Annotated in this window: 11 protein-coding genes and 1 pseudogene; 6 read left to right on the plus strand and 6 right to left on the minus strand. The window is 67.2% G+C overall.

All coding sequences use genetic code 11. From position 1 onward, the window contains the following. Positions 1 to 142: 142 nt before the first annotated feature. Complete coding sequence (locus ACVILH_RS00355; protein ID WP_456711100.1) at positions 143 to 277, plus strand: hypothetical protein; 135 nt, start codon at positions 143 to 145, stop codon at positions 275 to 277. A 79-nt stretch (positions 278 to 356) separates the two neighbouring features. On the opposite strand, the gene ACVILH_RS00360 is transcribed toward ACVILH_RS00355, so the two are convergent. Together ACVILH_RS00360 and ACVILH_RS00365 are read right to left on the minus strand one after the other, a co-directional pair. Continuing rightward, complete coding sequence (locus ACVILH_RS00360; RefSeq protein ID WP_456711101.1) at positions 357 to 608, minus strand: hypothetical protein; 252 nt, start codon at positions 606 to 608, stop codon at positions 357 to 359. Between the two features lie 303 nt (positions 609 to 911). After that, a complete protein-coding gene (locus ACVILH_RS00365) occupies positions 912 to 2093 on the minus strand; it encodes an extensin family protein (protein ID WP_456711102.1) in 1182 nt (393 codons plus the stop codon). Between the two features lie 413 nt (positions 2094 to 2506). On the opposite strand from ACVILH_RS00365, the gene ACVILH_RS00370 reads away from it, so the two are divergent. Then, positions 2507 to 3271 carry a DUF2147 domain-containing protein gene (locus tag ACVILH_RS00370; RefSeq protein WP_456711103.1) on the plus strand — a complete coding sequence of 255 codons (765 nt, stop codon included), beginning with the start codon at positions 2507 to 2509 and terminating at the stop codon, positions 3269 to 3271. Between the two features lie 67 nt (positions 3272 to 3338). Here ACVILH_RS00370 and ACVILH_RS00375 read toward each other — a convergent pair whose 3' ends face one another. Further along, positions 3339 to 4724 (minus strand): ATP-binding protein, encoded by a 1386-nt coding sequence (locus ACVILH_RS00375; protein ID WP_456711104.1) that lies wholly within the window; start codon positions 4722 to 4724, stop codon positions 3339 to 3341. Further along, complete coding sequence (locus ACVILH_RS00380) at positions 4714 to 5481, minus strand: response regulator (RefSeq protein WP_456711105.1); 768 nt, start codon at positions 5479 to 5481, stop codon at positions 4714 to 4716. Before ACVILH_RS00380 ends, ACVILH_RS00375 begins: the two co-directional genes overlap by 11 nt. A gap of 217 nt (positions 5482 to 5698) precedes the next feature. Here ACVILH_RS00380 and ACVILH_RS00385 point away from each other — a divergent pair, with 217 nt between their 5' ends. From ACVILH_RS00385 to ACVILH_RS00400, 4 genes and pseudogenes are all read left to right on the plus strand, one after another. Further along, complete coding sequence (locus ACVILH_RS00385; protein WP_456711106.1) at positions 5699 to 7186, plus strand: efflux transporter outer membrane subunit; 1488 nt, start codon at positions 5699 to 5701, stop codon at positions 7184 to 7186. Between the two features lie 35 nt (positions 7187 to 7221). Continuing rightward, positions 7222 to 8511 carry an efflux RND transporter periplasmic adaptor subunit gene (locus tag ACVILH_RS00390; RefSeq protein WP_456711107.1) on the plus strand — a complete coding sequence of 430 codons (1290 nt, stop codon included), beginning with the start codon at positions 7222 to 7224 and terminating at the stop codon, positions 8509 to 8511. Positions 8512 to 8618: 107 nt separating this feature from the next. Then, positions 8619 to 9939 (plus strand): annotated as a pseudogene (locus ACVILH_RS00395) (ABC transporter permease); the annotation flags it as partial. Positions 9940 to 10155: 216 nt separating this feature from the next. After that, positions 10156 to 10473 (plus strand): FtsX-like permease family protein, encoded by a 318-nt coding sequence (locus ACVILH_RS00400; RefSeq protein ID WP_456716830.1) that lies wholly within the window; start codon positions 10156 to 10158, stop codon positions 10471 to 10473. Between the two features lie 1227 nt (positions 10474 to 11700). Here ACVILH_RS00400 and ACVILH_RS00405 read toward each other — a convergent pair. Further along, on the minus strand, positions 11701 to 12594 hold the full coding sequence (locus ACVILH_RS00405; protein WP_456711108.1) for a DUF3313 domain-containing protein: 894 nt from the start codon (positions 12592 to 12594) through the stop codon (positions 11701 to 11703). Between the two features lie 162 nt (positions 12595 to 12756). After that, positions 12757 to 13647, minus strand: coding sequence for a DMT family transporter (locus ACVILH_RS00410; protein WP_456711109.1), 891 nt, complete (start codon positions 13645 to 13647; stop codon positions 12757 to 12759). Between the last annotated feature and the right edge of the window lie 71 nt (positions 13648 to 13718).

Consider the following 13718-nt stretch of genomic DNA (forward strand, 5'->3'; position numbering starts at 1 on the left):
CGGCCTGATACGGAGTCGACTTAGGCAGCTCGAAGCGATGCTGATGAAGATCGATATGCACGCGGCAGCGGCAGTGCGCTCCCTCTCCCCGTTCTTCACGGGGAGAGGGTCGGGGTGAGGGGCGGCGGCACGGGCGGTGTGAATGTCGATCGACAACAGTCTTTGCCTGACCGAGAAAGACAACTGCATCATCGAAGCCGTCATGAATGAGCAGGAATTGAACTCATTACTTGCTCTGCCCGTGCGGCTGCCCCTCACCCCAGCCCTCTCCCCGTGAAGAACGGGGAGAGGGAGCGCACCGCGCTCGCTGCGAGAGGGCAGCCCAACCAGGCGAGACCATACAAGCCCGCAGCTCGTCACCCGCACAACGGCGGACCATCCGCGACGATCGCGATCTCGAAATCGACGTCGTCCTCGCTGAACTCACCGCAGGCCTCGCGCGACGGCGGCACCCGCCACGGAATCGGCTTCGGCGGCAGCAGCGCCAGGCGCTGCGCATCGGCCACCGCGCGGCGGGCGATCTTCAGCGAGCGGCAGACCAGCACCGGATGCTCCTCGGTGCTGACCTCGAAGCCCACGCCAATCGCCCTGATGCGATACGATGCCATGTCCACCACTCCCATCCGGCGTGCAACCAGAACCCCGCGCGCCTTGTTCCTGGCGAGTGTGGCAGGTCTAGTGTCGGCCAATGGCGGACGGCAAAATTGGTCAACGGACTCCTAATGCGCATATTGCGCTGGTCGCGATTGCGTTCCGGGGCGGGACAGGAGGCGCACTCCGTTCATCCTGCGGAGGAGAAATCCACAGACGCGCACAAGCGACAAGCGAGTGGCGAATGTCGGGGCGCGAACACGAACAGCGAATTGAGCTTTCCCGATTCGCGCCCGTTGTTCTCAGCCTCAGCCTCAGCCTCAATAATCGCGGAGCTCGTCTTCCTCGTTGATCAATTGCCCGATCGACTTGGGCTGCTTGCGCGAGGCGATCGAGCTGGTCACGTCGGGATCGCGCTGGCCGTAGCCGTAGCGGCGCTGCTGCGCGCGCGCGGCGATCGTCTCGCCGGATTGCGCCGCCGGCTGGCAGATCAGGCGGCGGCTGGCGCGGCGCATCAGGTCCACATGGATGTGGTCGTAGTGATAGACGTTGGAGCCCGGCGCGAGCACGGTGGTGAATTGCTGGCACGCCCCGCCCTGGACGTCGCGCAGAAAGCCCTGCTCCTCCGGCAGGCCGATCCAGCCGTCCTTAACGGTGATGCGGCGGCCGTCGGCGAGCGTGAAGGCGGCGATGTCGAGCGCGTTGCCGAAGGCGTGCTCGGAGATGTGCGCGCTCGGATTGCCGTTCATGCCGCGACAGGAATAGGCCGAGATCTGCTTGATCTCGACCACGCGCTGGCCGAACCAGCGCTGCGCGGCCGGCTGCACCGACTCCGCGAGCCAGCGATCGAGCGCGGAGACGATCGGACAAGCGAGCGTGGCGGTCGGCTTCACCGCGACGGGACCGGTGGTGCCGATGGGATCGCGTGACGGCCCGAGCCGCGGCGGCGGCTCCTGCTGCGGATAGGCGGTGCGCGGCGCCGGCTGGGTTCGATATGGCGCGGCGGGGTAGGACGTGTCGGCCGGAAGATTGACGTCGTCCTCGCCGGCTGGCGGCTCGAGCTGCAGCGGCGCGCCGGGCGCGGCGCCATAGCTCGGCTGGGCCGCAGCGGCGTTCGGATAACCTGCGCTCGAAGGCGGATAAGACGACGCGGGCTGATAGGTGGACGACGGATAATTCTGCGGCTGCTTGTTGATCGGCCAGCGCGGCTGGCCGCCGATCGATCCCGGCGGGCGCAGGCTCTCATCGGCGAAGCCGTAGCTCGCGCTGGCTTCGCCGAGCGCCGCCACCTTGAGCGGGTAGTCGGCACCGCACATGCCGGGGCCGGAGATCGGATCGATGCGGACAATGTCCGCACTCTCCTTCACCGCTCCCGATTTCAGGCAGGCGATCTCGGCCTCGGCCCGCCACGGCTCGCGCTCCTGGAAAAATCCACGGCCGCAACCCGCAAGCGAGACAAGGACGATGGAGCCGACGAGATACAAACGAACTCCGCGCGTCATCTGCAGAGGTTTGCGGCAATTTGCTTAAGGAGCTGTCAATGCCGTCTGTTGACGGAGAAGAAACCATCTCCGTAACGGACCCCGCTGATCCCCGTGCAAGTGGCAGCGGCCCTGCCTTTTCTGCCGAGGGCGGACGACTATTCTTCGCTGCGCGCGCGAGATTGGCGCGATGAAACGCTGATGATGGGAACCGTGTCATGACCTCTGGCGGTCGCCTGAGCACGATGGTTGCCTATGCCGCGTTTGCCTTTGTTGGCGCGATCGTGATCGGCCTGATCTAGGATCGCAGCTCTCCGGGCCTGGGCGACGTCGCCGGCAAGGAGCGCTGACCGTGACGCGTCTCACAGATGTGTGCGCGTCATGGGCTTACGAGTTCCCTCAGGTTCACCACGCCGACCGAAGGGAGCTCATCCATGAAGACCGTGTCTCTGGCCGCCGCCGCCATTCTGATCGCGAGCAGCGCCGCGCAGGCCGGCAGCTCGATCGCGTTCGATTTCGACGGCCGCAAGATTCGCGTCACTATGCCGCGCAATTGCCAGTCGCTGTCCTGCCTGCAGGTCTCCGGCGTCGATCTCAGCGGGTTGAAATCCAAGCTCGACGATGACGATACGCCGGCGAGCAAGGCGCCTGCCGCCAGCGCCGCCGCTGCACCTGCTGCAACGACTCCCGCGCCGGCCGCGGCTCCGCCGATGGTGACTGCGCCCGCCGCTGTCGCCGCGCCGGTCGCGCCGGCTCCGGTCGCGCCCGCCTCGACCGTGCAGATGCCGGTGCCGCCGGCGCCGGTCACAGCGACTGCGCCGGCCGTGCAGCCGGCGCCCGCCCCTGCTCCGGCGCAGACGGTCGCCGCCGCCGCGCCTGCGGCCGTTCAGCAGGCTCCCGCGCCGGCCACTGACCCGACCTCGCCGCTCGGCCTGTGGGCCACCGAGGGCGGCAAAGGCAACGTCGTGATCGAGCCGTGCGGCACCAATATCTGCGGCTTTGCCGAGAAGACCCGCGAGAAGATCCTGATCAACATGAAGCCGAAGGACAGCAAATGGGTCGGCCGCATCCATGATCCCGACGGCGGCGGCAACTACGACTCGACCATCGTCCTGAAGAACCCGACCACCTTGCGCGTCCAGGGCTGCGCCTTCGGCGGCCTGTTCTGCGGCGGCCAGACCTGGAAGCGGATCAGCTGACGCCGTCCCCCCGCCGTCAGTGGATGCGAAGGCCCCGCCGGACCAGTCCCCCGGCGGGGCCTTTCGTTCACGCCACCTTGGCCGGGATCGGCGCGGCGGCGGACAGCGCCGCGCGCAGCGGCAGCGACAACCGCACGCGCAGGCCGCGCGGCGTGTTCGGCATCAGGGCGATGCCGCCATCGTGCTTCTTCATGATCTCCTGCGCGATCGAGAGCCCCAGGCCGAAGCCGCCGGCCGAGCGCGCCTGGTCGAGCTTGACGAACGGCTCCAGCGCGCGCGCCTGCAACGCCTGCGGAATGCCCGGGCCGTCATCGGCCACCTCGATGGCGATGATCCCATCCATTGTGCTGTCCAGGCTGACGATCACCTCGCTGCCATGCTTGACCGCGTTCTCGACCACGTTGGTCACCGCGCGCGACAACGCCCGCGGCCGGCCCTCGCAGACCAGCCGCTGCGGGCCGCGATAGCTGACGGCGTGGCCGACATCGGCGAAGTCGCAGCAGATCGTCTCCAAAAGGCTCGACAGCTCGATGCGCGCCGGCTGCTCGGCCTTCGTGTCGTCGCGCAAATAGTCGAGCGTCTCGTCGAGCATGCGGCTGACCTGGTCGATGTCGCGCAGCATCGCCGCGCGCATGTCGCCTTGCCCGATCCTATCAGAGCGCAACCGCAGCCGGGTCAGCGGCGTGCGCAGATCGTGGCTGATCGCCGCCAGCATCCGCGTGCGGTCGTCGAGCAGCGTGCGGATGCGCGCCTGCATCTCGTTGAGCGCGTCGGCGACCTGCACGATCTCCTTCGGCCCGCGCCGGGCGAGCGGCTCCTGTGCGCCCGGCGAGCGGCCGAACGCGGCCGCCGCGCGCGCCATTTCCGACAAGGGCCTGATGATCGCCCGCGCCGCATAGATCGACAGCAGCACGCCGAGGATCAGGATGAGGAACAGGAACACCATGGTCGGCTTGACCACGATCGACCAGAATTCCAGCCGCGGCACGTCGTCGAACACCAGCGCATGCTCATTATCGACCTGGACGATGATCTGCGTCGGCGGCGCCGCGCCGTAGCCGACGCCGTGCAGCAGGGTGACGTCGCGCAGCACGCCGAGCTGGCGGCGCGCAAGCTTCGACGTCAGCGGCACGCTGCGCTCCGGTTTCGGCAGCAGCGTGAGCGACGTCAACGGCACCAGCTCGACCTGGATGCCCGAGCTGCGCAGGCTCGACAGGCTGCTCTCGACGGCGACGGGATCCTTGGCGGCGCGGACGAAATGCACCGCCTCACTCACGCGGGCGACGCCATAGGCCGGCGATTCCTGCTCGTCGGGCGGATCGAAGAACAGCAGCACCGCCGCGATCATCAGCACCATGCCGAACAGCACCGACAACGACGCCAGGGTCACGATCTGCGTGGTGAGGCCGAGCCGCGGGAACGCGTTGCTGCAGGTCTTGCTATCAGGCTTCATCGAGGGTCTCGACCTTTGGCGTGAACACGTAGCCGCCGAGCCGCACGGTCTTGATCATGCTCCAGCTCTTGGCGCCGGGCTCGATCTTCTGGCGGATGCGGCTGATGTGGACGTCCATGCTGCGCTCGACCGGGCCGGCCTGGCCGCCATGCGCCAGCTCGATCAGCTGCTCGCGCGACAGCACGCGGCCGGCGTTGCGGCAGAACGCCAGGAGGATGTCGAACTCGGCGCTGGTCAAGGTGATCTTGACGCGGTCGGGATCGAACAGCGTGCGCGTCGCCGGCTCGATGCGCCAGCCGTCGAAGCTCATCGGCGCCTGACGCGCGGCGATCACGGCGGGATGGAGCTGCGAGCGGCGCAGCAGCGCGCGGATGCGCGCCACCAGCTCACGCGGATTGAACGGCTTGACGACATAGTCGTCGGCGCCGAGCTCGAGGCCGAGGATGCGATCGATGTCCTCGCCCTTCGCGGTCACCATGATGATCGGCACCGTCGAGATCTGGCGCAGCCGGCGGCAGATGCTCATGCCGTCCTCGTCCGGCAGCATCAGATCGAGCATGATGAGATCGACCTGCTCGCGCTGCAGGACGTCGTTCATCGCAGCCGCCGAGGCGACGAAGCGCGGCGCAAAGCCGTGCTCCTGCAACAGCTCGGTGAGCAATGCTGCGATCTCGCGGTCGTCCTCGACGCAGAGGATCCGCGCGGCTGCCGGCAGGTTGGCGTCGATAGTCACGGCGGTATTGTGTGACGACATCATGCGCGGAAGATGGTCGATTTTGGCCGAAAAGAACAGCCCGAAGCCGCGCCCGATCGTGGCGAAATCAAGCTGTATTGTTAAGGCGGAAACATTTCTTCACGCGACTTAACCCTGTGCAACGGCCATCACGCCTAAGGCTTGAGCGATCAAACAATCAATCAACAGGGAAGTCCTGCGGCGTGGCCGTCCAGCCGGCGCGGCCTCCTTCCGAACCGCGATGCAAAGCCCCGTGAAGCCAGCGCTGCTTGCCCTCTGCCTCTCCACGCCGCTGCTCGCCGGCTGCGCTGTCGGACCCGACTACATCACGCCGGATTTCGGCACGCCGCAGCGCTGGAGCAGCGATCGAAGCCAGCCAGCGCAACGGCTCGAGCTTGCGCAGTGGTGGCGCAACCTCGGTGATCCCTTGCTCGATCAACTGATGGGCGAAGCGGTCGGCGGCAATCTCGATGTCGCCGCCGCCAAGGCGCGCATCCGCGAGGCCCGCGCGACGCAGCGCCAGGCGGTGGGCGCATTGTTTCCAACCGTGAGCGGCACCGGGTCGGCGACCGAGACCCGCAGCGCCGGCTCGGCCACGAATGGCATCGCGATCGCACCCTCCACCTATAGCCAGTTCCAGGCCGGCTTCGATTCGAGCTGGGAGCTCGATCTGTTCGGCGCCAACCGCCGCGCCGTCGAGGCCGCGGGCTACGGCGTCGATGCCGCCGAGGATGATCTACGCGCGACCTTGCTGACGCTGATCGGCGACGTCGCCTCCAACTACATCGATGCCCGGGCCTATCAGGCGCGGGTGGCGCTGGCGCGGCGTACCGCCGCCTCGCAGCGCGAGACCGCGGCGCTGACCCAGCGCAAACAGAATGCCGGCTCGGCCTCGGCCGTCGACACCGCCAAGGCCGCGGCGCTTGCGGCCAGCACGGAAGCCACCATCCCGACCTATGAGGCGAGCTATCAGCAAGCGGTGCACCGGCTCGGCGTGCTGCTCGGACGCGATCCGACCGCGCTCAGCCAGCGCCTGTCGCGCACCTTGCCGATCCCCGCGCCACGCCTGCCGCTGCCGAAGGGCATTCCGGCCGACGTGCTGGTGATGCGTCCGGACGTCCGAAAGGCCGAGCGGCAGCTCGCGCAGTTCACCGCGAAGATCGGCCAGGCCACCGCCGCGCTGTATCCCGACGTCAGCCTGACAGGCACGGTCTCGACATCAGCGCTCAAGCTCGGCGATCTCGGCAAGAGCTCGACGATCGGCTGGTCGATCGGCCCGAGCGTCTCGCTGCCGATCTTCAACGGCGGCAAGCTGCGGGCCGCCGTCGAAGTCGCCGAAGCGCAGCGCGACGAATATCACGTTGCCTGGCGCAATGCCGTCCTGAGCGCGCTCGAGGACGTCGAGAACGCCATCGTCAACCTCGGCCAGGAGCGGCTGCGCATCCGCAGCCTCAGCGAATCCGCGCGGCGCTATGGCGAGGCCGCCAAGCTGTCGCGTTCGCTCTACCAGACCGGCTCCAGCACCTTCCTCGACGTCCTCGACGCCGAGCGCTCTCAATTCACCGCCGAGGACAGCCTGCTCGCCAGCCGCGCCACATTGGCGAAGAACTACGTGGCGCTCGCGAAGGCGCTCGGCGGCGGCTGGACCGGCCCGATCGACAGCTCGGTGCCGGAGGTCGTCGACAGCGGCACCGGCCCGCATCTCGCCCAGGCCGTTGCGCCCAGATGATCCCCACGTGATTCACCAGCGTCCCAAGTAGCCCGATGAATGCACCCCTGCCCCATCTGTCCAACCCGGTCGCGATCGACGAAGGCACCACGCCGTCGTCCAAGCCGAAGCCACGACGACGCTGGCCTCTGCTGATCACCGGTCTCATGATCCTTGCGGCGCTCGGCCTGGTCGTCCAGCGCGCCACCCGCAATCCCAACGCCAACCTCGCCACCGCGCCCGTCACGATCGGCGACATCGAGCAGACCGTGCTTGCGACTGGCACGCTGAAGCCGGTCAAGCTCGTCGCAGTGGGCGCCCAGGTCTCCGGCCGGCTCGTCGCGCTCAACGTCAAGCTCGGCCAGAAGGTCAAAGCGGGCGATCTCATCGCCGAGATCGATTCGCTCACTCAACAATACACGTTGCGCACCAACGAGGCCGCCTTGCGCAACGTGCGCGCCCAGCGCGACGAGAAGCTGGCCACGCTGGCGCTTGCGGAGGCGAATCTGGCGCGGCAGCAGACGACGCTGGCGCAGAAGGCGTCGTCGCGGGCGGACTATGACAGTGCCGAAGCCACCGTGAAGCAGACCCAGGCACAGATCGCGCAGCTCGAGGCGCAGATCGTCGAGGCCGAGGTCGCGATCGAGACCGCGCGGGTCAATCTCGGCTACACCAAGATCACTGCTCCCATCGACGGCACCGTGCTGGCGATCGCCACCCCGCAGGGCCAGACCGTCAATGCCGTGCAGTCGGCGCCGACGATCGTCGTGCTCGGCCAGGTCGAGACCATGACGGTGCGCGTCGAGATCTCCGAGGCCGACGTCGTCAGGGTCCGGCCGGGCCAGAACGTCTACTTCACCATCCTCGGCGATCCCGATCGCCGCTACACGGCAACCCTCGGGAGCATCGAGCCCGCGCCGGAATCCGTCAAGACCGACTCCAGCTTCTCCTCGACCACGACAACGACGTCGAGCAGCAGCAGCACGTCCTCCTCCAGCTCGACCGCAATCTACTACAATGGCGTCTTCGACGTCGCCAATACGGACGGGCGGCTGATGACCTACATGACCGCCGAAGTCCACATCCTGCTCGGCGAAGCGCGCAACGTGCTGACCATCCCGTCCTCGGCGCTCGGCAACCCCGAACCGGACGGCAGCTATCGCGTTCGCGTGCTCGACAGCGCGGGCGTCCTGCAGAAGCGCAGCGTCCGGATCGGCCTCAACAACAAGATCCGAGCCGAGGTGCAGTCGGGTCTGGACGCGGGCGAGCGCGTGGTCATCTCGGCCGCCGGCGAGGGACCGAAGCAGACCATCATGCCGCCCCCGCCCGGGGCTGGGGGTCCGTGATGGCGGAGCTTCTGATCGATCTGCAGAACGTCGGTCGGCGCTACGCGTCGGGCGAAGGAACCGTGCACGCGCTCCGCGGCGTCGACATCCGAATTGCGCGCGGCGAGATGGTCGCGATCATCGGCCAGTCCGGCTCTGGCAAGTCGACGCTGATGAACATTCTCGGCTGTCTCGATCGCCCGACCTCCGGCAGCTACAGGATCGCCGGGCGCGAGATGGGCTCGCTCGATCCCGACGAACTGGCGGCCCTGCGCCGCGAGCATTTCGGCTTCATCTTCCAACGCTATCATCTGCTCGGCGAGCTGACCTCGGGTCGAGAATGCCGAGGTGCCTGCGGTGTATTCGGGACTTTCCTCCGAGGCGCGGCGCCGCAAGGCCGCGTCGCTGCTGCAGCGGCTCGGCATGGGCGGCCGTATCGGGCACAGGCCTGGCCAGCTCTCGGGCGGCCAGCAGCAGCGGGTGTCGATCGCACGCGCCCTCGTCAACGATCCCGATGTCATCCTCGCCGACGAGCCGACCGGTGCGCTCGACCGCGCCAGCGGCGAGGAGGTGCTGCGCATTCTCGACGAGATCAGCGCGTCCGGCCGCACCGTCATCATCGTCACCCATGATGCCGGCGTCGCCCAGCGCGCCCGGCGCATCATCGAGCTTCAGGACGGACGCGTCATCTCCGACCGCCCCAATCCGCGCGCGTCCAGCCCCGCGACGGCCACGGCGAGCGAGGACCATCCGGCGCCGATCGCATCATGGTGGCGCAGCCAGCTCGACCGCCTGCGCGAGGCCGCCCGGATGGCGCTGCTCGCGATGAACGCGCACCGGATGCGCGCTTTCCTCACCATGCTCGGCATCATCATCGGCGTGGCCTCCGTCGTTCTGGTGCTGGCGCTTGGCCGCGGCTCTCAGGCGCGTGTCCTCGAGAACATCAACCGGCTCGGCACCAACACGCTGGAATTCTTCCCCGGCAAGGATTTCGGCGATACCAAGGCCAGCAAGATCAGGACGCTGGTGCTCGCCGACGCCAGGGTGATGGCGGAGCAGCCTTATGTCGATGCGATCTCGCCGACGGTGTCGACGACCAGCACGCTGCGGTTCGGCGCGATCGAGGTCAGCGCACAGGTCTCGGGCGTCGGCGAGCAGTATTTCCGCGTCAAGAATACCGAGCTCGCCGAAGGCAGCTATCTCGATGCCGATTCCGTGCGCTCCTATGCACAGGATGCCGTGATCGACGACAATGCGCGCAAGGCGCTGTTTCCGGATGCCGATGTCAGCCCGCTCGGCAGCGTGGTCCTGATCGGCAAGGTACCGTGCCGAATCGTCGGCGTCACCAAGCAGCAGCAGGCCGGCTTCGGCTCCAGCTCGACGCCGATCGTCTATCTGCCCTATACCACCGTGCAGGCGCGCTTCATCGGCAACCAGGTGCTGCGCAGCATCAGCGTCCGCGTCGACGAGGCGACGCCGATGGCCGACGCCGAGCGCGCCGCGACGGCGCTGCTGACCTCGCGCCACAACGCCAAGGACTTCTTCGTCCTCAACACCGACGACATCCGCAAGACCGTCGAGAGCACGACGCAGGTGCTGACCTTGCTGGTCGCGGCCATCGCCGTGATCTCGCTGCTGGTCGGCGGCATCGGGGTGATGAACATCATGCTGGTGTCGGTGTCCGAGCGCGTCGGCGAGATCGGCGTGCGCATGGCGGTCGGCGCCCGGCGCAGCGATATCCTGATGCAGTTCCTGATCGAGGCGGTGCTCGTGTGCTTATTAGGTGGCGCGCTAGGATTGTCGCTCGCGGTCGGCTTCGGCACCGTCTTCAACGCGCTCGATGTCGGCTTCCAGCTGATCTACTCGCCGCTCGCCATGGTCGGCTCCGCCGTGATCTCCATGGCCATCGGCATCGGCTTCGGCTACATGCCCGCCCGCAACGCGTCCCGGCTCGATCCGGCGACGGCGCTGGCGCGGGAGTAGTTTGTCGAGATTAACATCAATGGGCAGAGTGGATCTCGCATGCGGCGGCAGTATGCTCCCTCTCCCCGTTCTTACGGGGAGAGGGCTGGGGTGAGGGGCAGCCACACGGGAGGTGTCAACAAGGAGACGAACTCCATTCTCCCGTGACGACATCGCAAGATGTAGTCAGTGGAAAAGAACCGAGTTTGATTACACGCACCACCCGTGCGGCTGCCCCTCACCCCGACCCTCTCCCCGTGAAGAACGGGGAGAGGGAGCGCACTGCCGTTGCGGCGCGGGTTCGTGTTGATCGTCTCTACACCCATGCCTATCCCGATTCGTTCCGCGCGACCTAGCTCCTCAAGGCAATCTCGGTCGGCACCGGCGGTGCAAACCTCTCCCCGCTCTTTGCGGGGAGAGGTCGGATTGCGCAGCAATCCGGGTGAGGGGCATGGCACATAAGAAGCTACATCGATGCTCTATTGGACGCGTAGGTCGGCGGCTGGTAGTTGCACCACCGGTGTCGCTGCCCCTCACCCCGACCCTCTCCCCGTGAAGAACGGGGAGAGGGGGCGCACTGGCATTGCGGCGCGGGTTCGCGTCTATTGCCTCTGCATCTATGATGACTGTCCTAGTCCGTTCCGCGCGACCGAGCTCCTCAAGGCAATCTCGGTCGGCACCGGCGGTGCAAACCTCTCCCCGCTCTTTGCGGGGAGAGGTCGGATTGCGCAGCAATCCGGGTAAGGGGCATGGCACATACGAAGCTCCATCGATGCTCCATCGGACTCGTAGGTCGGCGGCTCGTAGTTGCACCACCCGTGCCGCTGCCCCTCACCCCGACCCTCTCCCCGTGAAGAACGGGGAGAGGGAGCGCACTGCCATTGCGGCGCGAGTTCGCGTCTATTGCCTCTGTATCTATGATGACTGTCCTAGTCCGTTCCGCGCGACCGAGCTCCTCAAGGCAATCTCGGTCGGCACCGGCGGTGTAAACCTCTCCCCGCTCTTTGCGGGGAGAGGTCGGATTGCGCAGCAATCCGGGTGAGGGGCATGGCACATACGAAGCTCCATCGATGCTCCATCGGACGCGTAGGTCGGCGGCTGGTCGTTGCACCACCCGTGCGGCGGCCCCTCACCCCGACCCTCTTCCCGTAAGAACGGGGAGAGGGAGGGCAGCGTGGCTCGGGGGCGAGTGTTGGTTCTCATCTATTAGCTTCGACAGCCTGTCACGATCTACTTGCGCGGCCTGCCCTACCGCTTCGCCGCCATCTGCGTGCTCGCCTGTGCCTCGGACGCTGGCGCGCCCTTGTCGGTCCATTCCGGGGGGGCGCCGAGGCGGCTGGCGACCATGCCGATCAGGCCGGGGTCTCTGCCATACGCCTCGCAGGCGGGGTTCTTCGGCTTGGCGCCGAGGGCGGCGCCGATGCGCTCGATGGACGGGATCTTGGGCGGCTTGCCGAAGGGCGTCTCGCCGGTCACCAGCAACTGGCCGAAATCGGCGCTGAACGAGCCCGCGAGATCATAGGCGTCGCCGGCCTGCGAGATCACCGGCGAGTTGGTGAACGAGTTGGCGCCGCGCGCCCACACCATGGCGGCCTGCTGCCGTCCCTTGCGATCGACCGCCTCCGCTTCGATGGTGAGGCTGCCGAGCCCGATCGGCAGCCGCGGGACCGGCACGGGAACGCCGAGCGCGCCGGGAACGGCGGAGACGACCTTCGAGGCACCCGCGGCCACCGGATCCGTCGCGGCCGCCTGCGTGATGAAGGTGCGCGTCGTCAGGTCGGCCCGCTCGTTCGGCAGCACGACCGTGAAACGCTCACTTAAATTGAGGCACAGCGCGCGATCGACGGCGTTCGTCACCAGCCGCTGCTGCGGCTCGCTGAGCACCGAGCCGACGTCGCCAGCAAACGTTGTCGGCATGATGCGCACCGTCGTCGCAGCCAGCACGTTATCCTTGTTGATGTTGAGCACCGACTTGGCGAGCAGTCCGTTCGACTCCTCCAGGGAACGATAGGACGCGAGCGCGCCGCTCTGCGTGATCGGCGCAGTCGCGCAGCCGGACAGGCCGACGGCCGCGCACAGCGCTGCCAAATGTGTGAGCGGCAGGACCCTGCTTGAGCTGACCAAACGCTGGATGTCGACCATGCCGGGATCGCCTCACGCTGACCAAATTGCGCCGGCTCGGGCGCCGCCTGCTTGTCCTCCGACAATCCGGACAGCATGGGGCGGAAGCGTGGAGAGATGTCCGCCGGCGCCGCGAACCAAGGAGAGAGTGCGGCAGGATTGTTGGCGTTACGATCGCGGGTTTCAGAATCCGCTGGTGATTGCGGCGATGCCCATGACCGCCAGCACAGCGCCGAGCCAGGCGGCCCCAGACGGCCGGAGACCGGTGCTCCACCAGAGCAGCGGCAGGATCATGACGGGCGTCGTGGACGACAGACTGGATACGATCCCGACCGGCCGGCTCGTCAACGCGAACAAGACCAGAGTCATGCCCACCCCCATCCCGAGCACGCCGCTGAGCGCGGATCGGAGGACGACGGATGCGCTCGCCGGGCTGGAGCGTCGGACGCCGGGCATGGCGGACAAGATCAGCAAGGCGACGAGTCCGATCGCAGCACGGATCGATGTAGCCAAAGCCGGATCCAGTCCCGCCGCCATGACAGGCCGGGCGATCAGGACGGCGGCGGCCGCGAACAACGCGGATGCAAGGCCGAACAGGAGGCCCGAACGCAGCGAGCCGTGGGTCTCATCGGCAATCGCGCCGGGTTGTCTGAAGATGATGGCGATGCAGACGCCCGCCATGATGCAGCCAATTCCTGCGCTCTTGATCACCGACAACGTTTCGCCCAGCAGCAGATAGCCGAGCATGGCAGCGAAACCTGCCCAGCTCGCATAGACCACAGACGTCAGGCGCGGCCCGAGCCGCGCCAACGCCGCATAGAAGCAGGAATCCGCAACCACGACGCCGAGCAGGCTCGAGCCCGCCAGCATCAGCAATTGAGTGACGGATGGCGACGCCCAATGCCCCCGCAGCGCGACGGTGATCAGCACCGTGACGAGCGCGGCGGCCAGACGGATGGCGTTGAACACCAGCGGGCCGAGATGACGAACGGCCGACGGAGCGACGATGTTGCTGACGGCGATGCTGAGCGCGGCTGCGAGCGCCGCCAGATCGGAGACCATGACAATCGGCATGCGTGTCCGGCATCGGACGATGGGATCATCCGACGATCATGGTCTGCGCTCGGCATCGGGTCAAGCGATGC

The organism is Bradyrhizobium sp. USDA 4353 (assembly GCF_054063215.1).

Excerpts from the sequence above, each read along its gene's own strand:
- ACVILH_RS00405 (WP_456711108.1), bottom strand. The coding sequence starts at position 12,594 with ATGGTCGACATCCAGCGTTTGGTCAGCTCAAGCAGGGTCCTGCCGCTC.
- ACVILH_RS00370 (WP_456711103.1), top strand. The coding sequence starts at position 2,507 with ATGAAGACCGTGTCTCTGGCCGCCGCCGCCATTCTGATCGCGAGCAGC.
- ACVILH_RS00380 (WP_456711105.1), bottom strand. The coding sequence starts at position 5,481 with ATGATGTCGTCACACAATACCGCCGTGACTATCGACGCCAACCTGCCG.
- ACVILH_RS00360 (WP_456711101.1), bottom strand. The coding sequence starts at position 608 with ATGGCATCGTATCGCATCAGGGCGATTGGCGTGGGCTTCGAGGTCAGC.
- ACVILH_RS00355 (WP_456711100.1), top strand. The coding sequence starts at position 143 with ATGTCGATCGACAACAGTCTTTGCCTGACCGAGAAAGACAACTGCATC.
- ACVILH_RS00410 (WP_456711109.1), bottom strand. The coding sequence starts at position 13,647 with ATGCCGATTGTCATGGTCTCCGATCTGGCGGCGCTCGCAGCCGCGCTC.
- ACVILH_RS00365 (WP_456711102.1), bottom strand. The coding sequence starts at position 2,093 with ATGACGCGCGGAGTTCGTTTGTATCTCGTCGGCTCCATCGTCCTTGTC.
- ACVILH_RS00375 (WP_456711104.1), bottom strand. The coding sequence starts at position 4,724 with ATGAAGCCTGATAGCAAGACCTGCAGCAACGCGTTCCCGCGGCTCGGC.
- ACVILH_RS00385 (WP_456711106.1), top strand. The coding sequence starts at position 5,699 with ATGCAAAGCCCCGTGAAGCCAGCGCTGCTTGCCCTCTGCCTCTCCACG.
- ACVILH_RS00400 (WP_456716830.1), top strand. The coding sequence starts at position 10,156 with ATGCTGGTGTCGGTGTCCGAGCGCGTCGGCGAGATCGGCGTGCGCATG.
- ACVILH_RS00390 (WP_456711107.1), top strand. The coding sequence starts at position 7,222 with ATGAATGCACCCCTGCCCCATCTGTCCAACCCGGTCGCGATCGACGAA.